Origin of the sequence: Rahnella victoriana, assembly GCF_021276285.1 — a bacterium.
GTDB classification, from domain to species: domain Bacteria; phylum Pseudomonadota; class Gammaproteobacteria; order Enterobacterales; family Enterobacteriaceae; genus Rahnella; species Rahnella victoriana.
In genome coordinates, this window is the sequence record NZ_CP089919.1 from 504,253 (window position 1) to 524,457 (window position 20,205).

Genomic DNA, 20,205 nt, shown 5'->3' on the forward strand with positions numbered 1-20,205 from the left:
AGAAGAAAAACAAAAACGGCCCGCAGGCCGTTTCTTGAAATTCGCATCTACTAATACCGCATTAGACAAGGAAAGTTCCAGTGTTACCGTGTCAAACGGCGATATTTATGCCTTTTGTGAAACAGATCGCGACGATCAGGCCAACGTGCCTGCGCCGCGACAAGGTGGAGAGGCCGGAACCGTGTCCTGTAAGCCTTCCCATTCTTTCAGGGTGTAAGTATGCAATGCCAGAGCATGCACGCTGCCAGCCAGCTCTTCGGTTAATCTCCCATAGATGGCGCGATGGCGCGCCAGGAAACGTTCCCCGATAAACTTATCGGACACCATGACCACTTTAAAATGGCTCTCGGAGCCTGCCGGGACATTATGACGATAGCTTTCGTCAGTCACTTCCAGAAACGCAGGTTCGAATGCCTCAACTAATTTTGCTTCTATTTGCTCACGAATCATAGCAATCTCCTTACACCGCATCAGCAGAGAACTGCGCCTGTCTGGTACACCTATCTCTTTATAATGATAGGCTGCTTTCCAGATTCTTCGCACGCCAGAACAATAAATTTCTGCTGCGGATTGATAAAAATGCCGCTCAGTCTGTCAAAGAAAGTGCCGCTTCGCTACGGCTGACCGCAGCGGCCTGCAGCTTTACTGCGACTTTGCTGAAAAAAAACGCGAAAAACACGCTTTTCCAGATTGTTGGGACTTCCCCCGGCAAATGGCAATGTTATGATGTCGGCAAATTTTTGAGCACTATTCCCTTATTAATATTGAGAAAATACACATGCTGAAGAAAATTCTATTCCCCGTTCTGGCCATGTTCATGCTGGCCGGTTGCGCCACCAGCACCAACACCCTGGACGTTTCGCCGAAAATTGTCCTGCCTTCACAGGACCCTACCCTGCAGGGCATCACCATCAGCATCAACGGTGCTGACCAGCGTCAGGATCAGGCACTGGCAAAAGTGAACCGCGACGGTCAGCTGATTTCCCTGACGCCATCACGCGATCTGCGTTTCCTGTTGCAGGAATCTCTGGAAAAACAAATGACCGCCCGTGGCTATATGATCGGTGCTGACGGTGCAGTCGATCTGCAAATCGTCGTGAACAACCTGTATGCAGACGTTCAGGAAGGCAATCTGCGTTACAACATCACCACCAAAGCCGATATCTCCATCATCGCGTCGGCTCAAAACGGCAGCAAGCAGGTGAAAAACTACCGCTCGACATATAACGTTCAGGGCGCGTTGTCTGCAACTAACGCCAAAATCACCAACGCGGTTAACACCACGCTGGGCGATGTCATCAGTGACATGGCGTCAGACACCAGCATCAGTGACTTCATTAAAGCGAACGCCCGTTAAGTTCGGCTGAAGTTTGCATGATGAATTCTGCCCGGCTCGTCCGGGCAGAATGCTTTTTTAAGCCAGTGATTCGCTTTCCCGATCTGTCTCCCTTCCTTTATTATGTGTATGCGTCACTCTCTCACCGGTTCGCAGGAACACAATCTTCATGATCAGTCAGTACTTTAAAATTTTCACGCAACGCAATACGGTCATTTTACTGCTTCTTGGCTTCGCTTCCGGTTTACCTCTGGCGCTGACCTCCGGCACATTGCAGGCGTGGATGACGGTCGAAAATGTCGATCTGAAAACCATCGGCATTTTTTCGCTGGTGGGTCAGGCTTATGTGTTCAAGTTCCTGTGGTCGCCGATGATGGACCGCTACACGCCCTCTTTTCTCGGACGCCGTCGCGGCTGGCTGATCCTGACGCAGTTGTTACTGGTCATGGCGATTTTCGCCATGGGATTCATGGATCCGTCAAAAGACTTATTCTGGCTGGCGGCACTGGCCGTGCTGATTGCCTTCGCCTCGGCGTCGCAGGACATCGTTTTCGATGCCTATAAAACCGATTTACTGCCACCGGAAGAACGCGGGAACGGGGCTGCCGTCTCGGTACTGGGTTACCGTCTGGCGATGCTGGTTTCGGGCGGACTGGCGTTATGGCTGGCTGACCGTTACCTCGGCTGGCAGCACATGTACTGGCTGATGGCCGTGTTAATGCTGATGGGCGTTTTCGCCACCCTGCTGTCACCGGAGCCGGAAAACTCGCAACCTGCGCCGCGTACTATTGAAATGGCCGTCGTCGCACCGCTGAAAGACTTTTTTGGCCGTAACAATGCCTGGCTGATTTTGCTGCTGATTGTGATGTACAAAATGGGCGACGCCTTTGCGGGCAGCCTGAGCACCACATTTTTAATCCGTGGCGTCGGGTTTGATGCTGGGGAAGTGGGACTGGTGAACAAAACACTGGGGCTGATGGCGACCATCATCGGCGCATTGTTTGGCGGCATGTTAATGCAGCGGCTGAGTCTGTTCCGCGCATTAATGCTGTTTGGCATTTTGCAGGCCGTGTCCAATGCGGGTTATTGGATCCTCGCCATCACCGATAAAGATTTAACCACCATGGGCGCCGCGATTTTCTTCGAAAACCTGTGCGGCGGGATGGGGACGGCGGCGTTCGTGGCGTTACTGATGACGTTATGTAACCGTTCATTCTCTGCCACCCAGTTCGCCCTGCTCTCCGCACTGTCTGCCGTGGGCCGCGTGTACGTCGGGCCGATTGCCGGATGGTTTGTGGAAGCCTATGGCTGGCCGTGGTTTTACCTTTTCTCGATTGTGGCGGCCATTCCCGGATTGTTTCTGCTGGCGGTTTGCCGTCAGACGCTGGAATACACTCAGAAAACCGACAGTTTCCTGCCGCGCATCCACTTCGCCACCCCGTATCGCTGGGCGTTACGTTGCATGCTGACGGGCAGCTTACTGCTGGTGCTCTGGCTGATTACTCTGGTTGTGGACAGCCTTGGCTGGGCGTCATGGCAAAGTCTGGCCACGGCATTGCTTGAAACGGGCGCATTGATTTGTCTTGCTGGTGTTATTTTAGGCAGTCTGCTCGACTTTTTATCACTGCGACGGACCGCACGTTCCTGATTTATCGCCATTCATGTGAAAATGAATGGCGCATTCGATTTAACAAATGATCTATAAATATCGCTCACTAAATTAAATTCAGAAAAAATAATATTTTCCGCGATGATTTTTCTTTCGCGCTTTCGGTGCGTTTTATTTCACCTGATTTCTACATTAATTTAACATTAATTAAACCTATCGCTGAGATAACGAACGACAATAATAATGTCAAAATCTGTCACCCCTTGTTTTTCATCACTATAGAAAAAAATCTATACGCAACATATTGTTGCCCACTGTAAATTGTCACGATCCGTGACATGTGTGACTGCGTTAACATAAAGTGTCAACAGCGCTTTGACACTTGTTTAAGCGTGTTTACAGTCCTGCAACCTTCCCGTAAAATGCCCGCACACCTGAAGCGACAATAGAGCCCTAGTTATTGAGGTCGTTAGATGAGACTTAAGAAATACAATAAAAGTATTGGGATGTTGTCCTTATTTGCCTCCGCGGTAATGTTGAGCGGTTGCAATACGGCATTGATGGATCCCAAGGGAGCAATTGGACTTGAGCAGAGAACGCTGATTTTAACGGCGATCGGTTTAATGCTGATCGTTGTTATACCAGTTATTATCATGGCGTTTGCCTTTGCGTGGAAGTATCGTGCTTCCAACACAAAAGCAAAATACAGTCCTGATTGGTCCCACTCCAACAAAATTGAAGCCGTCGTCTGGACAGTTCCAATTATTATCATTGCCATTCTGGCAACGATTACCTGGAAAACCACCCACTCGCTTGATCCGTTCAAGCCTATCGTGACTGACGAAAAACCGATGACGGTTGAAGTCGTTTCTCTGGACTGGAAATGGTTGTTCATTTATCCGGAACAGGGCATCGCGACCGTTAACGAACTCGTCATTCCTAAAGATGTGCCGGTTCAGTTCAAAGTCACTTCAGACTCTGTGATGAACTCGTTCTTTATTCCTCAGTTAGGCGGGCAGATTTATGCGATGGCCGGTATGCAAACTCAGCTGCATTTGATTGCAAATGAAGCGGGTACGTATAAAGGCATCTCAGCAAGCTTCAGCGGCCGCGGCTTCTCAGGTATGAAATTCAACACAATTGCGACTCCAACCCGTGCCGATTTCGACACCTGGGTAGCGAAAGTGAAAAGCGCACCGAACCAGCTGGCCACCACTGATGACTTTAACAAACTGGCTGCACAGAGTATCGACAACCCGGTCGAATACTTCTCTGTTGCAAAACCAGGCCTGTTCAAAGAAATCATTGGCAAATACTCCATGCATGACATGAAGGCAGCGCCAGAAGGTCACACCATGCCAATGCCTGCTGGCAGCGACATGAAAGGCATGGATATGGGTGGACAGTCTCACGCAGCCGGAGCCGAGGAATAAACGATGTTCGGAAAATTAACGCTTGATTCGGTTCCGTATCATGAACCGATTATCATGGTCACAGTTGCCGCGATTATTATCGGTGGCCTGGCAGTGGTTGCCGGCATCACCTATTTCGGTAAGTGGAAGTATCTGTGGACCGAGTGGCTGACCTCCGTCGACCACAAAAAATTAGGTATCATGTATATCATTCTGGCTTTCGTCATGCTTCTGCGTGGCTTTGCCGATGCGATCATGATGCGTAGCCAGCAGGTGCTTGCCTCTGCGGGCGAGCCGGGCTTCCTCCCTCCTCATCACTACGACCAAATCTTTACCGCGCACGGCGTGATCATGATCTTCTTCATGGCGATGCCTTTCGTAATCGGTCTGATGAACGTGGTTGTTCCTTTGCAAATCGGTGCGCGCGACGTTGCGTTCCCGTTCCTGAATAACGTGAGCTTCTGGTTTACCGCCGCTGCGGTTGTATTGATCAACATCTCTCTGGGTGTCGGTGAATTCGCGCAGACCGGCTGGTTGGCCTATCCGCCACTGTCAGGTAAGGAATACAGTCCGGGGGTTGGGGTAGATTACTGGATCTGGAGTCTCCAGATATCCGGTGTCGGGACCTTGCTGACCGGTGTTAACTTCTTTGCGACCATCCTGAAGATGCGCGCTCCTGGTATGCCGCTGATGAAAATGCCGGTATTTACCTGGGCCGCACTGTGCACCAACGTGTTGATTATCGTGTCCTTCCCGATTCTGACCGTCACTGTTGCACTGCTGACTTTAGACCGTTATCTGGGCACCCATTTCTTCACGAATGATATGGGCGGCAACATGATGATGTACATCAACCTGATTTGGGCCTGGGGCCATCCGGAAGTGTACATTTTGGTTCTGCCAGTCTTTGGTGTGTTCTCAGAAGTTACCGCAACCTTCTCCAAAAAACGTCTGTTCGGTTACACCTCGCTGGTATGGGCAACCATCGCCATCACCGTGTTGTCGTTCATCGTTTGGTTGCACCACTTCTTCACCATGGGTTCAGGCGCAAACGTCAATGCCTTCTTCGGCATCATGACGATGATCATTTCTATCCCGACCGGGGTAAAAATCTTCAACTGGCTGTTCACCATGTATCAGGGTCGTATCACGCTGAACGCAGCCATGCTGTGGACCGTTGGCTTCATCATCACCTTCTCTGTGGGTGGGATGACCGGGGTTCTGCTGGCGGTGCCGGGTGCTGACTTCGTGCTGCACAACAGCCTGTTCCTGATTGCCCACTTCCACAACGTCATCATCGGTGGTGTGGTCTTCGGTTGCTTCGCGGGTCTGACTTACTGGTTCCCTAAATCCTTCGGCTTCACGCTGAACGAAAAATGGGGTGTGCGTTCATTCTGGTTCTGGATCATCGGCTTCTTCGTTGCGTTCATGCCACTGTACGTACTGGGCTTCATGGGCATGACCCGTCGTGTCAGCCAGAACATCGATCCTGAGTTCCACCCGCTGCTGGTTGTTGCGGCATGCGGTGCTGCACTGATTGCCTGCGGTATCCTCTGCCAGCTGATCATGATCTTCGTTTCCGTTCGCGACCGCGACCAGAACCGTGATCTGACCGGTGACCCATGGGGCGCACGTACTCTGGAGTGGTCAACTTCTTCTCCTCCTCCGTTCTACAACTTCGCTATCGTGCCGCAAATTCACGACCGTGATGAGTTCTGGGACATGAAAGAGAAAGGTACCGCTTACAAGCAGCCTGCTAAATATGAACCGATTCATATGCCACGTAACAGCGGCGCCGGTTTCATCATCGCTATGCTGAGTCTGGTTTGTGGTTTCGCCTTAATCTGGGATATCTGGTGGCTGGCAGCAGTGAGCTTCATTGCCCTGGCTGCGACCTGGATTGCGAAAAGCTTCGACGAAGATGTTGATTACTACGTGCCAGTTGAAGAAGTGGAACGTATTGAAAACCAACATTATGAACAAATCCGTAAAGCAGGTGTGAAACATGGCAACTGATACTCTGACTCACCACGATGAGGCCCATGCTGAGCATGGGCACCACGATGCAGGTGCAACCAAAGTCTTCGGCTTCTGGATCTACCTGATGAGTGACTGCATTTTGTTCGCGAGCCTGTTCGCAACCTATGCAGTACTGGTAAACGGGACCGCTGGCGGTCCCTCTGGTAAAGACATTTTTGAACTGCCGTTCGTGCTGGTAGAAACCTTCTGCCTGCTGTTCAGTAGTATCACTTACGGCTTTGCGATGCTGGGCATGAACAAAGGCAACAAAGCTGCGGTTAACGGCTGGTTGTTCCTGACTTTCCTGTTCGGTTTAGGCTTCATCGGGATGGAACTCTATGAATTCCATCACCTGATTGCTGAAGGCTATGGCCCGCAGCGCAGTGGTTTCCTGTCTGGCTTCTTTGCGCTGGTCGCCACCCACGGTCTGCACGTGACCTGTGGTCTGATTTGGATCCTGACCATGATGGTTCAGGTTTCACGTCGCGGTCTGACTGAAGTCAACAAAACCCGTCTGATGTGTCTGAGCCTCTTCTGGCACTTCCTGGACGTGGTGTGGATCTGCGTGTTTACCGTTGTTTATCTGATGGGAGCGATGTAATGAGTCATTCTGCTACTTCCCATGGTGGCGCAAGCCACGGCAGCCTGAAGTCATACGCGATTGGCTTCATCTTGTCGGTTATCCTGACGGTGATCCCGTTTGCCATGGTCATGACCGACACGGCATCACATTCACTGATCCTGGGTACCGTGGTTGCGTCCGCAATCATCCAGATCGTTGTCCATCTGGTGTTCTTCCTGCACATGAATACGTCGTCGGAAGAGCGCTGGAACCTGGTGGCACTTCTGTTCACCGCTGTGATTATCTTTATCGTCGTTGTGGGCTCATTGTGGATTATGTATAACCTCAACCTCAATATGATGGTCAGTTAAAGAGCCGAGCTGCACGTGATGATTAAGCAATACCTGCAAGTAACGAAACCAGGAATTATTTTCGGCAACTTAATTTCTGTCATCGGGGGATTTCTCCTTGCTGCCAAAGGCAGCATCGACTTCCCACTCTTTCTCGCCACTTTGGTGGGTGTTTCGCTGGTTGTCGCATCGGGTTGTGTATTTAACAACTTTATCGACCGCGACATCGACCGGATCATGGAAAGAACGAAGAACCGGGTCCTGGTGAAAGGGCTTATTCCGCCGAAAACAAGCCTGGTTTATGCGACCCTTCTGGGTATTGCAGGCTTTGCGCTGTTGTATATCGGAGCAAATCCGCTGGCCATGTGGCTGGCAGTGATGGGCTTTGTGGTTTATGTCGGCGTTTACAGCCTGTACATGAAACGCAACTCGGTATACGGCACGTTGATCGGCAGCTTGTCTGGCGCAGCGCCACCGGTTATTGGTTACTGTGCCGTTTCAGGCCAGTTCGATACCGGTGCGCTGATCCTGCTTCTGATTTTCAGCCTGTGGCAGATGCCGCATTCGTACGCGATTGCCATCTTCCGCTTCAAAGATTATCAGGCAGCAGGCATCCCGGTTCTGCCAGTGGTTAAAGGCATCTCCGTCGCCAAGCATCATATTATCGTCTACATCCTGGCGTTTATGATTGCGACACTGATGCTGACCCTGAGCGGTTACGCAGGTTACAAATACCTGATTGTTGCCGCTGCTGTCAGTATCTGGTGGCTGGGTATGGCACTGAAGGGTTACAAAACGGAAAACGACGTGTTGTGGGCGAGAAAACTGTTTGGTTTCTCCATCATCACGATCATGTCGCTGAGCTTCATGATGTCCGTGGATTTTAATTCTGCACCGACATCGTTGCTGACCTACGTTTGGTAACGCAAACTTCCAGTGTAACTCACTGAGATCACAGCTAAAGGCCAGTAGCAATACTGGCCTTTTCTTTTGCTCCGTCTCACGGGCAAATCCCGTAATATCTGCTAAAGATCCATCGTTTTACCCAGACCGGCTTAATCATTAAAATGTCGGATTGTTATTTTGAGGTAGTAATGTGAACGATAACCAGATGACCCCGCAGGAAAGTCGGGCGACATGGGGACTAGGGACAGTATTTTCTTTGCGCATGCTTGGCATGTTCATGGTTCTGCCGGTGCTGACCACCTATGGCATGAAATTATCCGGCGCCAGCGAAACGCTTATCGGCATCGCCATCGGCATTTACGGGCTGGCACAGGCTGTTTTCCAGATCCCATTTGGACTGCTTTCTGACCGCGTTGGCCGCAAACCACTAATCGTCTTCGGTCTGGTCATCTTCTGCATCGGCAGCATTGTGGCTGCTTCCACCGACTCTATCTGGGGCGTGATCATTGGTCGTGCCCTGCAAGGCTCCGGCGCGATTGCTGCCGCCGTGATGGCCCTGCTTTCTGACCTGACCCGCGAACAAAACCGCACCAAAGCGATGGCGTTTATCGGTATCAGTTTCGGTATTACCTTTGCGATTGCGATGGTGCTCGGCCCGATCATTACCCACGCCTGGGGTTTACACGCCCTGTTCTGGGCAATCGCCGCGCTGACCATTCTCGGCATCATCATTACCGTCGCCGTGGTCCCCTCCCCTGCCACGCATATCCTGAACCGTGAATCGAGCATGGTAAAAGGCAGTTTCGGCAAAGTGATGGGCAACCCCAAATTGCTGAAGCTGAATTTCGGCATTTTATGTCTGCACGTATTGCTGATGTCGAGCTTCGTGGTGTTACCGCAAGTCATGGAACACGCGGGCTTCCCGCCGAGTGAGCACTGGCGCGTGTATCTGATCACCATGCTGACGTCATTCGTCGCGGTGATCCCGGTGATTATCTACGCCGAGAAAAAGCGTCACATGAAGCAGGTTTTCATGGGCTGCGTGGTGGTGTTGCTGCTGGCAGAAGTCGTGCTGTGGGCAGCGGGTCTGCATTTATGGGCCGTGATTGCCGGTATTCAGCTGTTCTTCCTGGCCTTCAATGTGATGGAAGCGATTCTGCCTTCGCTTATCAGTAAAGAATCGCCTGCGGGCTACAAAGGCACGGCGATGGGGCTTTACTCCACCAGCCAGTTTATCGGCGTAGCGATTGGCGGCAGCTTGGGCGGTTACGTCTACGGTCACGCCGGTGCCGGTGCGGTATTCCTGGTGTGTGCGGCGATTGCCATGGTCTGGCTGCTGGTCAGTTCCACCATGACCGAACCGCCGTATGTCAGCAGTCTGCGTATCACGTTATCTGAGCTGGCAGTGAAAGATTCCGCCCTGCAGGCGCGCATTCTCGCCCAGCCGGGCGTGGCAGAAGCGGTTGTCGTACCGGAAGAATTCAGTGCCTATGTGAAAGTAGATACCAAACAGACCAACCGCAAAGCACTCGAGCAACTGGTCAGCGCCGCCTGACATCTCCCTGCTTAAAAACGCTGTACCGGGAAACTGGCACAGCGTTTCATTTTTATCCCCACCGCGTGACCTCCCTCACTTAAAAAACCTCAATAATCATTATCCTCAGGAATTCCTTAACAAAAATTTTTGTCAGTGATGACGGCTTTCGGGCCTTTTGAGGATCTCATGAAAACATATGCTCTCGTTGGCACCGGCGGACGCTCGGGTTTATACATTGAAGCGATCACCGGCAAGTACCGCCACAACGCAAAATTTGTGGCCTTCTGTGATACAAACCAGACGCGAATGGATTATGCGAACCGGCAACTGGAGCAGAACGGCGTCGCCCCGGTATCCACCTGGAAAGCGACTGATTTCAATGCGATGCTCGATGAAACTAAACCCGATATCGTGATTGTCACCAGCATGGATCGCACGCATGACGATTACATCGTTCGCGCCCTGCACGCCGGTTGCGACGTCATTACTGAAAAACCGATGACCATTGATGAGCCGCGAGCTTTGCGCATTCTCGATGCCGTCGATGCCACCGGCTATCAGGTGCGGGTAGCGTTCAATTACCGCTACGCCCCGCATCACAGCAAAATGCGCGAACTGCTGATGCAGGACACCATTGGGGAAGTGCTTTCCGTGCATTTTGAATGGCTGCTGAATACCGAACATGGCGCCGATTATTTCCGCCGCTGGCACCGCGAAAAACGAAATTCCGGCGGTCTGCTGGTGCATAAATCCACCCATCATTTTGACCTGATGAATTTCTGGCTCAACAGCACGCCGGAGAAAGTCTATGCCCAGGGCGATCTGCGTTTTTACGGTAAAGAGAATGCCGAGAAGCGGGGCGTCACTCAGTTTTATCCACGGGCGCATTGTTATCCGCAGGCACAGAACGATCCGTTTGCTCTGCATATGGCCGATAACGCCCAGCTCAAAGCGCTGTATCTGGATGCGGAGCATGAAGATAACTACTTCCGTGATCAGAGCGTATTCAGCGACGGTATCAGTATTGAGGACACGCTCTCAGTGCTGGTGAAATATCAGAACAAAGTGCAGCTGACCTATTCGCTGAACGCCTATCTGCCGTGGGAAGGCCTGAACGTGGTATTCAACGGCACCCGGGGCCGCATTGAAATGAAAATCGTCGAGATGTCTTACGTGAATGCCGGGGGTAAACGCGAAAACGAAGGCAGCATTGAGAAAGCTGAAATCACCGTTTATCCGTTATTTGCCGAACCCTGGAAGGCCGAATTCCAGCTGGGAGAAGGCGGTCACGGCGGCGGCGATAACGCCATGCTGGAGGATCTGTTTGGCGAACGTAAACACGATCCGTTACAACGCGCCGCCGATCACCGCGCCGGAGCGATGTCGATCCTGACCGGTATCGCCGGAAATCTGTCGATGCAGCATGATAAACCGGTTTACTTTAAAGACTTCGAACTGGTGAAAAGACTGCGCCAACGGAAGTAACCGCCATAAAAAAGGGACGCATTTGCGTCCCGATCTTAATTGCAAAGAGCCAAGTAATTTGAGCTGCAGGAAGGCGGCAAATGAAGGAACCCGATGAGCTTACTGGAGTAAGTGATTCGGGTTACTGAATGCAGCCAACGCATCTGCCGTTCAAAGAACGAAGGCTATTTAGTCGCGGAAATTCTTGAACTGGAAGGGCTGGCCAAGATCACCTTTCTTAACCAGCGCCATCACGGCCTGCAAATCATCACGCGCTTTACCGGTGACGCGCACTTCGTCGCCCTGCACCTGCGCCTGCACTTTGATTTTACTGTCTTTAATCAGCTTGACGATTTTCTTCGCCAGCGCGGATTCAATGCCGGAATGCAGTTTGGCGTCAACGCTGTAGGTTTTACCGCTGTGATCCATCTGCTCAGGAATTTCCAGCGCCCCGCCTTCAATACCCCGTTTGGCCAGTTTCTCACGCAGAATATCGACCAGCTGGTTTACCTGAAAATCTGATTCGCTGGCCACTTTGATGCTCTCGTTTTTCTCATTGAGATCGAAGCTGGCAGGAATGTTGCGGAAATCCCAGCGGGTTTGCAGTTCACGGCTGGCATTTTCCACGGCATTGCGCACTTCCTGCATGTCGATTTCGGAAACAATGTCAAAAGACGGCATAATCGCTTCTCCCTGTAGTTTTTGTATTGCACGTTATATGGCGTGCATAATACCGCCTTCAACCGTCGATGCCAAACAACAGCAAAGCACCGAACATAAAATGCCCCGATGGTCAAAAAGTGCAGGTGAAAATGTGATGCGCAGCACAAATGTCTATACTAATAAGATAACCGGACAGCAGAATATTCTTTCTACAACCGGTCTGGTGGGCGGATTTCGCCACAACTCCCGGGAGGCACAATGAAAATAACAGTACTGGGTTGCGGTGCACTGGGACAACTTTGGCTTTCTGCTCTTTATCAGCAAGGCCACGACGTTCAGGGCTGGGTGCGTATTCCGCAGCCTTTTTGTGCCGTCAACGTGATCTCACCGGAAGGCATGGCTTTCAACCGCAATATGCCGACTAACGACCCGGAACATCTGGCACAAAGCGAATTACTGCTGGTCACGCTCAAGGCGTGGCAGGTTTCCGGCGCGGTCAGCGCCCTGATGCCAATGCTCAATGATAATTGCGCCATATTATTGCTGCATAATGGCATGGGCACCGTTGATGAGTTACCGGCGAACCGGCTGGCCATTTTACAGGGTGCCACGACCCACGCGGCACGTCATGAAGGCAACGCCATTGTCCATGTGGCGGCCGGTGCGACACACATCGGGCCGGTGACACCGCGCGGTGCGGCACTGAGTTCGCTGGCCGACACGCTGCACAATGCCTTACCCGACGTGGCGTGGCATGACAACATTAAACCGTCGCTGTGGAACAAGCTGGCGGTGAACTGTGTCATCAATCCGCTGACCGCGTTATACGACTGCACCAATGGCGATTTGCTGGCGTATGCCGGTCAGATTGAGCAGATCTGTCAGGAAGTGGCGCAGGTGATGGCGATTGAAGGCGTTGAAATTCACAATGAATCGCTGCTCAGTTTTGTGTATCAGGTGATTGATTCCACCTCGGCCAATCATTCCTCGATGTTGCAGGACATCCGCAGTCAGCGTCATACCGAAATTGATTACATCACCGGCTATGTCTTGCGTCGCGGGCGAAAATTCGGCCTGAGTCTGCCGGTCAATACCCGTTTATTTGAACAGATTAAGAGAAAGGAAAACGATTATGAGCGCATCGGTTCTGGTCTGCCTGGCACCTGGTAGCGAAGAAATTGAAGCCGTCACCGTGATTGATTTGCTGGTGCGAGCGGGCATTAACGTGACCACCGCCAGCGTCGCAGGCGATGGCAATCTGGAGATCCGCTGTTCTCGCGGCGTGCGTATTCTGGCTGATACTGCGCTGGTGGATGTTGCGGATGACGAACATGACGTGATCGTGCTGCCCGGGGGGCTGGGCGGCGCAACCTGTTTCAGTGACAGTCCGCTGCTGGTGGAAAAAGTCCGTCAGATGCACGTCAGCGGTAAAATCGTCGCGGCCATCTGCGCTGCAACTGCGCTGGTGCTCGAGTACCACGACCTGTTCCCGGTCGGGAATATGACCGGTTTTCCGGGCTTAAAAGATAAAATCGACCCGAACAAATGGTCTGATCGCCGGGTGATCTTTGATCCGCGCGTCAATCTGCTGACCAGTCAGGGGCCGGGCACGGCGATGGAATTCGCCCTGAAGATTATCGATTTGTTGCTGGGCAAAGCCAAAGCCGCAGAGATTGCCGCACAGCTGGTGCTCGCGCCGGGAATTTATAACTATACCGATGAAGGCGCACGGGAATCCTGAGCCACAAGATCCCGACAATAATTTGAGCAAACAAAAAGGGGCTCAGCATTGCTAAACCCCTTTTTTATATATAAGGACCGCGTGTTACGGGCGATACACTTTCACGTTATCGAAGCCCTGTTCTTTCAGATACAGCGCCTGCAAACGGCTCATTACGCCACGGTCGCAATACAGCAGATACGTTTTGCTCTGGTCCAGATCGCCAAACTGCGTCGCCAGCTTGTAGAACGCTAACGGCTTCACTTCGACGTTCTCCAGTGCCAGCGGCTGCGCTTCCACTTCATCCGGTGCGCGCACATCCAGAACGATGTCAGTTGAAGTGAACTCCGCGACAGTTTCCACTTCCGGCACCACTTCTGCCGCCTGGGTGGCAATTTCACGGATATCGACGTTTCGCGCTTCGCTGACCACTTTATCCAGAACATTGAAATCGAACATGGCTTCTTCGGCTTCAATCTTCGCTTTCACCGCTTTCACCGTCGGGCTTTTCGAAATCACACCGCAATATTCCGGCATGGTTTTCGCAAAATCTTCCGTACCGATCTCACGGGCAATCTTGATGATGTGCTCTTTATCGTGAGAAATCAGCGGACGCAGGATCAGCGTGTCAGAAACGTTATCAATCAGACGCAGGTTAGTCAGCGTCTGGCTGGAAACCTGTCCCAGCGCTTCGCCGGTCACCAGCGCCTGCACGCCATAACGCTCAGCAATGGCTGACGCCGCACGCACCATCATGCGTTTCAGCACCACGCCCATCTGACCGTCTTCGATTTTTTCGAGGATTTCACCCACGACCGGCTCAAAATCCACGGCGATAAAACGCACACGGTGCGAGCTGCCAAACCGGTTCCACAGATAATGCGCGACCTGTTTCACACCGATTTCATGCGCCGCACCACCGAGGTTAAAGAAGCAGTAATGCACACGACAGCCGCGACGCATCAGCATATAACTGGATACGCCGGAGTCGAAACCGCCGGAAATCAGTGACAGTACATCTTCCTGCGTGCCAATCGGGTAACCGCCCTGACCTTCGAGACGGCTTTTCACCAGCACCAGCTGATCGTCATTAATTTCCAGTTTCACCGTCACCTGCGGATCTTTCAGGCTGACTTTTGCCGATTCGATGTGCTGATTCAGGCCGCCGCCGACGTAACGTTCCACTTCCGTGGACGTGAAGTCATGTTTACCGCGACGTTTAACACGCACGCAGAAGGTTTTCCCTTCCACTTCAGCACGATAGGCTTCCAGCGTTTGCTCGAAAATGTGGTGAACGTCAGTATAAGGACGGTCTTCCACTTCCTCGACATAACGGATGCCGGGAATGCGACAGAGCAATTCCTGGATCAGGTCGTGTTTGCTTTCGTCTTTGCTGCGAACTTCGATATGATCCCAGTGGCGGACCACGGCCAGCGTCTCATCATGCGGTCGCACGATATTGCGAATGCTGCTTGAGAGGATCTTAATGAAGCGCAAACGCACAGATTGGCTCTTGATGGTGATTTCAGGGAACAATTTAATGATAAACTTCATGGCAGTCTTTTGTTAGCGGGTGAAAAAACGGGGTAGTAAGTCGCTGAATAAGGATCTAGGATCCTATTATTGCTAAGCCAAATGTTGGTTCTGTGTCACATTGGGCTTAGCAATAATATCTGCGGCGCAGAGTATATCACTTAAAATGGGTACTCTGTGCACAAAACCCGACAGCAGATGTCATGCTGAACAGGAATGTCTCTTGAGGCTGAGCGCTGACTCTGCCGCTTCAGTACTTCGATCATCCATTCTGATCAACGATATTAAAAGAGAATTATGCCAAAAAAATCTGCACCACCTGCCAATTTTGAAACGGCTCTGGCCGAACTGGAACAGATCGTTTCCCGCCTCGAATCCGGCGAGTTGCCTCTGGAAGAGGCTCTCACTGAATTTGAGCAAGGCGTCCAGCTGGCACGTCAGGGGCAACAAAAGCTGCAGCAGGCAGAGCAACGCGTCCAGATCCTGCTCGACAGTGATAACGATGCGCCGCTGACGCCTTTCACCCCGGAAGCTGAGTAACTGGCATGTCTGAAGCGATCTCTCCCTCTTCCATCGACGGGTTTACGCACGACTTGCGCAAGATGCAAAAGCGTGTCGATGAGGCATTAACGGCGTATGTCAGCGCTCAGCCGCTGGCAGATTTGCCACTGGTTGAGGCCATGCGCTACGGTGCGCTGCTGGGCGGCAAACGCCTGCGCCCGTATCTGGTTTACGCCAGCGGCCAGTTATTCAGCCTTGATTTGAAAAATCTTGATGCCCCGGCGGCGGCTGTGGAATGCATCCACGCGTATTCACTGATCCACGATGATTTACCGGCCATGGACGACGACGATTTGCGCCGTGGTCAGCCAACCTGTCACATTAAATTTGGCGAAGCCAATGCGATTCTGGCGGGCGATGCCCTGCAGACCCTGGCTTTCTCCATTCTGGCTGACAGCGAGATGCCGGATGTTGCGGTGAAAGATCGTCTGGCGATGGTTTCCGAACTGGCACGCGCCAGCGGAGCAAGCGGAATGTGCGGCGGTCAGGCACTGGATTTAGCGGCGGAAGGTCATCAGGTTGATCTCGCCGCACTGGAAAAAATTCATCGTCACAAAACCGGTGCGCTGATCCGCGCTGCCGTGCGCATGGGCGCGCTGGCTGCCGGGGAAACCGGCCGTGCCGTTTTACCGATACTGGATAACTACGCTCAGGCCATTGGCTTAGCGTTCCAGGTTCAGGACGATATTCTGGATGTAATAGGTGATACCGCCACGCTCGGTAAACGTCAGGGCGCTGATCAGCAGCTTGGTAAAAGCACGTACCCTGCCCTGCTGGGGCTGGACGGTGCAAAAGCCAAGGCCGCGGATCTGTATCAGGAAGCCGTTGCCGCGCTGGATCAGCTCGCGGCACGCTCTTACAACACCGCGCCACTTCTCGCGTTAGCCCGCTTTGTCATTGAACGCGATAATTAAACTTACTATGAGCAACTGATGAGTCTTGAATTAGCCAAATACCCGACACTGGCGCTGGCGGAGGATCCTGAAGATCTCCGTTCGCTCCCTAAAGAGAGCCTGCCGAGGCTCTGCGATGAGCTGCGCCAATATTTATTGGCCAGCGTCAGCCAGTCCAGCGGACACTTTGCTTCCGGTCTCGGGACGGTTGAACTGACCGTGGCGATGCATTACGTCTATAACACGCCGTTTGACCACGTTGTCTGGGATGTCGGCCATCAGGCCTATCCGCACAAAATTCTCACCGGTCGCCGTGATCGTATTTCGACTATCCGCCAGAAAGGCGGCCTGCACCCGTTCCCGTGGCGTGGTGAAAGCGAATACGACACGCTGTCCGTCGGTCACTCATCGACGTCCATCAGTGCCGGTCTGGGCATGGCCGTGGCGGCTGAACGTGAAGGCAAAGGCCGCCGCACCGTCTGTGTGATTGGTGACGGCGCGATCACCGCCGGTATGGCGTTTGAAGCGATGAACCACGCGGGCGACATCAAACCTGACATGCTGGTGATCCTCAACGACAACGAGATGTCGATTTCAGAAAACGTCGGCGCGCTGAACAATCATCTGGCCCAACTGTTGTCCGGCAAACTCTATTCACGTCTGCGTGAAGGCGGTAAGAAAGTCCTGTCCGGCCTGCCTCCGATCAAAGAGCTGGTGCGTCGTACCGAAGAACATCTGAAAGGCATGATGGTGCCGGGGACGTTGTTTGAAGAGCTCGGCTTCAACTATATCGGGCCGGTAGACGGTCATGACGTGATGGCGCTGGCGCAGACACTGAAAAACATGCGCGACCTGAAAGGCCCGCAGTTACTGCATATCATGACCAGAAAAGGCAAAGGCTACGAGCCAGCCGAAAAAGACCCGATCAGTTTCCATGCGGTGCCGAAATTCGATCCGGCTTCCGGTACCCTGCCGAAAAGCAAAGAAGGTCTGCCAACGTATTCGAAGATTTTCGGAGACTGGTTGTGCGAAACCGCCGCGAAAGACAGCAAGCTGATGGCGGTGACGCCCGCGATGCGTGAAGGCTCGGGTATGGTGCGTTTCTCGCGCGAATACCCGCAGCAATATTTCGATGTGGCGATTGCCGAGCAACACGCCGTGACCTTTGCCGCCGGTCTGGCGATTGGCGGGTACAAGCCGATCGTGGCGATCTACTCGACGTTCCTGCAACGTGCGTATGATCAGGTTATTCACGACGTGGCGATCCAGAATCTGCCGGTGCTGTTTGCGATCGATCGCGGCGGCATTGTCGGCGCGGACGGACAAACGCATCAGGGCGCGTTCGACCTCTCCTTCCTGCGCTGTATCCCGAACATGACCATCATGACGCCAAGCGATGAAAATGAATGTCGCCAGATGCTGCATACCGGTTATCACCACAACAGCGGGCCGGTTGCCGTGCGTTATCCGCGTGGCAACGGGACGGGCGCCAGTTGTGAACCGCTGGCTTCATTGCCTATAGGCAAAGGCGTGGTGCGCCGTGAAGGCGAAAAAGTCGCTATTCTTAACTTCGGGACATTGTTACCGGAAGCCCTGGCGGCAGCGGAAAAACGCAATGCCACCGTCGTGGATATGCGCTTTGTGAAACCGCTGGATGAAGCGTTAATTCAGGAACTGGCTGCCAGTCATGAAGTGCTGGTGACACTGGAAGAAAACGCCATCATGGGCGGTGCAGGCAGCGGGGTGAATGAACTGCTGATGTCTAAACGTATTCTGGTGCCGGTGCTGAATATCGGTCTGGCGGACAGCTTTGTTCCGCAAGGCACACAGGAAGAAATTCGTCACGATGTCGGGCTGGATGCCGAAGGCATTGACCGCCAGATCACCGACTGGCTGGCCTGATTGTTCTCCCCTCTTTCTGCCTGAAAGAGGGGATTTTCCTCTCTGATTTCCTTCTCTGTCACACGTTCCTGCCGTTCTGTAAGCTACAGTTTTAGCGTGCGAACCATTTTCATCATGTTCTGCTAGTTTGGTTATCGATTAAAAACAATCAGATAGCCACACAAACCGCAATGGAGAAATGCTATGCAATACACCACATTGGGAAAAACCGGATTAAAAGTTTCGAAGCTGTGTCTGGGTTGTATGACGTTTGGCGAACCGGATCGCGGCACGCACGCCTGGACTCTGCCGGAAGAGAGCAGCCGCCCGATTATTCAGCAAGCGCTGGATGCCGGGATCAATTTCTTTGATACGGCCAACAGCTATTCTGACGGCAGCAGTGAGGAAATCGTCGGTCGCGCCCTGCGGGATTTCGCGAAACGCGATGACATTGTCGTGGCGACCAAAGTGTACAACGCTGTTACCGGCTTAAAACCGGGGCTTTCCCGCGCCTCGATTATGCAATCCATCGACGACAGTCTGCGCCGTCTCGGCATGGAGTATGTCGACCTGCTGCAAATCCATCGCTGGGATTACGACACACCGATTGAAGAGACGCTGGAAGCACTGAATGACGTCGTGAAAGCGGGTAAAGCGCGCTTTATCGGAGCCTCATCAATGCACGCCCATCAGTTTAAACAGGCTCTGGATGTCTCTGAGCAAAACGGCTGGGCAAGTTTTGTGTCGATGCAGGATCAATACAATCTGATCCAGCGTGAAGAAGAAAATGAAATGTATCCGCTGTGTCTGGAAAAGAACATTGCGGTATTGCCGTGGAGCCCGCTGGCGCGCGGTAAACTGACCCGTCCGTGGGGAGAAACTACCGCACGTTCGGTTTCTGATAATTTCGCCAAAACGCTGTATGACGCCACCGATGAGGCCGACGGGAAAATCGCCGAGCGAGTGGGGAAAATCGCGGAAGATCATGGCGTACCGCGTGCGCAAATCGCACTGGCGTGGATCCTGAGCAAACATGTGGTGACCGCGCCAATCATTGGTGCTTCCCGCCCTGCTCATCTGGAAGATGCTATCGCGGCACTGGAGGTTAAACTCTCTGTTGAGGAGATCGCCGAGCTGGAAATGGCTTACGTGCCGCATCAGGCGACCGGTTTCCAGTAATATCAGATCGTAAAAAAGGCGTTGTCAGGGAAACCCGGCAACGCCTTTTTGATGACTTTCTGACACGGATCAGAACAGACCCAGCGGCCAGTGATGCCCGATCAGATAGATAATCGCCGCACCCAGTACACCGGCTACCACGTCATCAATCATGATGCCCATTCCGCCCTGCACGTTACGGTCAAACCAGCGGATCGGCCAGGGTTTCCAGATATCCAGCACGCGGAAAACGATAAAACCGATTAATACCCAGCGCCAGTCATTCACCGGGATCGCCATCAGGGTGATCCACATACCGACAAATTCATCCCAGACAATACTGCCGTGATCATGCACCCGCATGTCGCGTGCTGTCTGGCGGCACAGATATACCCCGATACAAATACTGAACATGACGATCATGGAATAGACCTGCCACGGCAGGTAGGTCATGACAATCCAGAACGGGATCGCGGCGACCGAGCCTGCGGTACCGGGGCCGACAGGGAATAAACCGCTGCCAAAACCGGTGGCCAGTAAATGCCACGGATTGCGTAAATCCAGACGTTTTTTGGCGGCGGCCATGTCCTGAACCGGATCA

General features: G+C 52.7%; 19 protein-coding genes. 15 read left to right on the plus strand and 4 right to left on the minus strand.

What is annotated here, in order from left to right:
• Positions 1-135: 135 nt before the first annotated feature.
• Entirely contained in the window at positions 136-450 is a 315-nt protein-coding gene (gene bolA / locus J9880_RS02520) for a transcriptional regulator BolA (RefSeq protein WP_095924951.1), read from the minus strand.
• Between the two features lie 328 nt (positions 451-778).
• Here bolA and J9880_RS02525 point away from each other — a divergent pair, with 328 nt between their 5' ends.
• From J9880_RS02525 to J9880_RS02565, 9 genes are all read left to right on the plus strand, one after another.
• The gene (locus tag J9880_RS02525) at positions 779-1,357 is read left to right on the plus strand and encodes a lipoprotein (protein WP_232770037.1); all 579 of its coding nucleotides are present in this window, start codon (positions 779-781) and stop codon (positions 1,355-1,357) included.
• A gap of 148 nt (positions 1,358-1,505) precedes the next feature.
• On the plus strand, positions 1,506-2,984 hold the full coding sequence (gene ampG, locus J9880_RS02530; protein ID WP_232770038.1) for a muropeptide MFS transporter AmpG: 1,479 nt from the start codon (positions 1,506-1,508) through the stop codon (positions 2,982-2,984).
• A 434-nt stretch (positions 2,985-3,418) separates the two neighbouring features.
• Positions 3,419-4,378 carry a cytochrome o ubiquinol oxidase subunit II gene (gene cyoA / locus J9880_RS02535; protein WP_095924948.1) on the plus strand — a complete coding sequence of 320 codons (960 nt, stop codon included), beginning with the start codon at positions 3,419-3,421 and terminating at the stop codon, positions 4,376-4,378.
• Between the two features lie 3 nt (positions 4,379-4,381).
• Positions 4,382-6,373, plus strand: a complete 1,992-nt coding sequence (gene cyoB, locus J9880_RS02540) for a cytochrome o ubiquinol oxidase subunit I (protein ID WP_013576646.1) — start codon at positions 4,382-4,384, stop codon at positions 6,371-6,373.
• Positions 6,363-6,977 carry a cytochrome o ubiquinol oxidase subunit III gene (locus J9880_RS02545; protein ID WP_013576647.1) on the plus strand — a complete coding sequence of 205 codons (615 nt, stop codon included), beginning with the start codon at positions 6,363-6,365 and terminating at the stop codon, positions 6,975-6,977. The genes cyoB and J9880_RS02545 overlap by 11 nt, the downstream gene beginning before the upstream one ends.
• On the plus strand, positions 6,977-7,309 hold the full coding sequence (locus J9880_RS02550; protein WP_013576648.1) for a cytochrome o ubiquinol oxidase subunit IV: 333 nt from the start codon (positions 6,977-6,979) through the stop codon (positions 7,307-7,309). Before J9880_RS02545 ends, J9880_RS02550 begins: the two co-directional genes overlap by 1 nt.
• 18 nt (positions 7,310-7,327) lie before the next feature.
• A complete protein-coding gene (cyoE, locus tag J9880_RS02555; protein WP_119826790.1) occupies positions 7,328-8,212 on the plus strand; it encodes a heme o synthase in 885 nt (294 codons plus the stop codon).
• Positions 8,213-8,384: 172 nt separating this feature from the next.
• On the plus strand, positions 8,385-9,749 hold the full coding sequence (locus J9880_RS02560; protein ID WP_232770039.1) for an MFS transporter: 1,365 nt from the start codon (positions 8,385-8,387) through the stop codon (positions 9,747-9,749).
• 168 nt (positions 9,750-9,917) lie between these two features.
• On the plus strand, positions 9,918-11,216 hold the full coding sequence (locus tag J9880_RS02565; RefSeq protein WP_232770040.1) for a Gfo/Idh/MocA family protein: 1,299 nt from the start codon (positions 9,918-9,920) through the stop codon (positions 11,214-11,216).
• Positions 11,217-11,384: 168 nt separating this feature from the next.
• On the opposite strand, the gene J9880_RS02570 is transcribed toward J9880_RS02565, so the two are convergent.
• Positions 11,385-11,876, minus strand: coding sequence for a YajQ family cyclic di-GMP-binding protein (locus J9880_RS02570; RefSeq protein WP_095924945.1), 492 nt, complete (start codon positions 11,874-11,876; stop codon positions 11,385-11,387).
• 240 nt (positions 11,877-12,116) lie between these two features.
• Between J9880_RS02570 and panE the strand changes: the two genes are divergently transcribed.
• The gene (gene panE, locus J9880_RS02575; RefSeq protein ID WP_232770041.1) at positions 12,117-13,028 is read left to right on the plus strand and encodes a 2-dehydropantoate 2-reductase; all 912 of its coding nucleotides are present in this window, start codon (positions 12,117-12,119) and stop codon (positions 13,026-13,028) included.
• The gene (gene yajL / locus J9880_RS02580) at positions 12,991-13,599 is read left to right on the plus strand and encodes a protein deglycase YajL (RefSeq protein ID WP_131693513.1); all 609 of its coding nucleotides are present in this window, start codon (positions 12,991-12,993) and stop codon (positions 13,597-13,599) included. The genes panE and yajL overlap by 38 nt, the downstream gene beginning before the upstream one ends.
• Before the next feature lie 84 nt (positions 13,600-13,683).
• On the opposite strand, the gene thiI is transcribed toward yajL, so the two are convergent.
• Positions 13,684-15,132 carry a tRNA uracil 4-sulfurtransferase ThiI gene (gene thiI / locus J9880_RS02585; protein WP_095924942.1) on the minus strand — a complete coding sequence of 483 codons (1,449 nt, stop codon included), beginning with the start codon at positions 15,130-15,132 and terminating at the stop codon, positions 13,684-13,686.
• 276 nt (positions 15,133-15,408) lie between these two features.
• Between thiI and xseB the strand changes: the two genes are divergently transcribed.
• The 4 genes from xseB (at position 15,409) to J9880_RS02605 (ending at position 19,625) form a co-directional block, all read left to right on the plus strand.
• On the plus strand, positions 15,409-15,651 hold the full coding sequence (gene xseB, locus J9880_RS02590) for an exodeoxyribonuclease VII small subunit (protein ID WP_095924941.1): 243 nt from the start codon (positions 15,409-15,411) through the stop codon (positions 15,649-15,651).
• A gap of 5 nt (positions 15,652-15,656) precedes the next feature.
• Positions 15,657-16,586 (plus strand): (2E,6E)-farnesyl diphosphate synthase, encoded by a 930-nt coding sequence (gene ispA, locus J9880_RS02595; protein ID WP_119826801.1) that lies wholly within the window; start codon positions 15,657-15,659, stop codon positions 16,584-16,586.
• Between the two features lie 18 nt (positions 16,587-16,604).
• Positions 16,605-18,467, plus strand: a complete 1,863-nt coding sequence (gene dxs, locus J9880_RS02600) for a 1-deoxy-D-xylulose-5-phosphate synthase (RefSeq protein ID WP_095924939.1) — start codon at positions 16,605-16,607, stop codon at positions 18,465-18,467.
• Between the two features lie 183 nt (positions 18,468-18,650).
• Positions 18,651-19,625, plus strand: coding sequence for an aldo/keto reductase (locus J9880_RS02605; protein WP_095924938.1), 975 nt, complete (start codon positions 18,651-18,653; stop codon positions 19,623-19,625).
• 69 nt (positions 19,626-19,694) lie between these two features.
• Here J9880_RS02605 and pgpA read toward each other — a convergent pair whose 3' ends face one another.
• Entirely contained in the window at positions 19,695-20,189 is a 495-nt protein-coding gene (pgpA, locus tag J9880_RS02610) for a phosphatidylglycerophosphatase A (RefSeq protein ID WP_095925292.1), read from the minus strand.
• Between the last annotated feature and the right edge of the window lie 16 nt (positions 20,190-20,205).

What these genes read in the sequence shown, in the direction of transcription:
- panE (WP_232770041.1), top strand. Translation starts at nt 12,117, where the DNA reads ATGAAAATAACAGTACTGGGTTGCGGTGCACTGGGACAACTTTGGCTT.
- yajL (WP_131693513.1), top strand. Translation starts at nt 12,991, where the DNA reads ATGAGCGCATCGGTTCTGGTCTGCCTGGCACCTGGTAGCGAAGAAATT.
- J9880_RS02525 (WP_232770037.1), top strand. Translation starts at nt 779, where the DNA reads ATGCTGAAGAAAATTCTATTCCCCGTTCTGGCCATGTTCATGCTGGCC.
- ampG (WP_232770038.1), top strand. Translation starts at nt 1,506, where the DNA reads ATGATCAGTCAGTACTTTAAAATTTTCACGCAACGCAATACGGTCATT.
- cyoA (WP_095924948.1), top strand. Translation starts at nt 3,419, where the DNA reads ATGAGACTTAAGAAATACAATAAAAGTATTGGGATGTTGTCCTTATTT.
- ispA (WP_119826801.1), top strand. Translation starts at nt 15,657, where the DNA reads ATGTCTGAAGCGATCTCTCCCTCTTCCATCGACGGGTTTACGCACGAC.
- xseB (WP_095924941.1), top strand. Translation starts at nt 15,409, where the DNA reads ATGCCAAAAAAATCTGCACCACCTGCCAATTTTGAAACGGCTCTGGCC.
- cyoB (WP_013576646.1), top strand. Translation starts at nt 4,382, where the DNA reads ATGTTCGGAAAATTAACGCTTGATTCGGTTCCGTATCATGAACCGATT.
- pgpA (WP_095925292.1), bottom strand. Translation starts at nt 20,189, where the DNA reads ATGGCCGCCGCCAAAAAACGTCTGGATTTACGCAATCCGTGGCATTTA.
- cyoE (WP_119826790.1), top strand. Translation starts at nt 7,328, where the DNA reads ATGATTAAGCAATACCTGCAAGTAACGAAACCAGGAATTATTTTCGGC.
- J9880_RS02605 (WP_095924938.1), top strand. Translation starts at nt 18,651, where the DNA reads ATGCAATACACCACATTGGGAAAAACCGGATTAAAAGTTTCGAAGCTG.
- dxs (WP_095924939.1), top strand. Translation starts at nt 16,605, where the DNA reads ATGAGTCTTGAATTAGCCAAATACCCGACACTGGCGCTGGCGGAGGAT.
- J9880_RS02570 (WP_095924945.1), bottom strand. Translation starts at nt 11,876, where the DNA reads ATGCCGTCTTTTGACATTGTTTCCGAAATCGACATGCAGGAAGTGCGC.
- thiI (WP_095924942.1), bottom strand. Translation starts at nt 15,132, where the DNA reads ATGAAGTTTATCATTAAATTGTTCCCTGAAATCACCATCAAGAGCCAA.
- J9880_RS02565 (WP_232770040.1), top strand. Translation starts at nt 9,918, where the DNA reads ATGAAAACATATGCTCTCGTTGGCACCGGCGGACGCTCGGGTTTATAC.
- bolA (WP_095924951.1), bottom strand. Translation starts at nt 450, where the DNA reads ATGATTCGTGAGCAAATAGAAGCAAAATTAGTTGAGGCATTCGAACCT.
- J9880_RS02550 (WP_013576648.1), top strand. Translation starts at nt 6,977, where the DNA reads ATGAGTCATTCTGCTACTTCCCATGGTGGCGCAAGCCACGGCAGCCTG.
- J9880_RS02545 (WP_013576647.1), top strand. Translation starts at nt 6,363, where the DNA reads ATGGCAACTGATACTCTGACTCACCACGATGAGGCCCATGCTGAGCAT.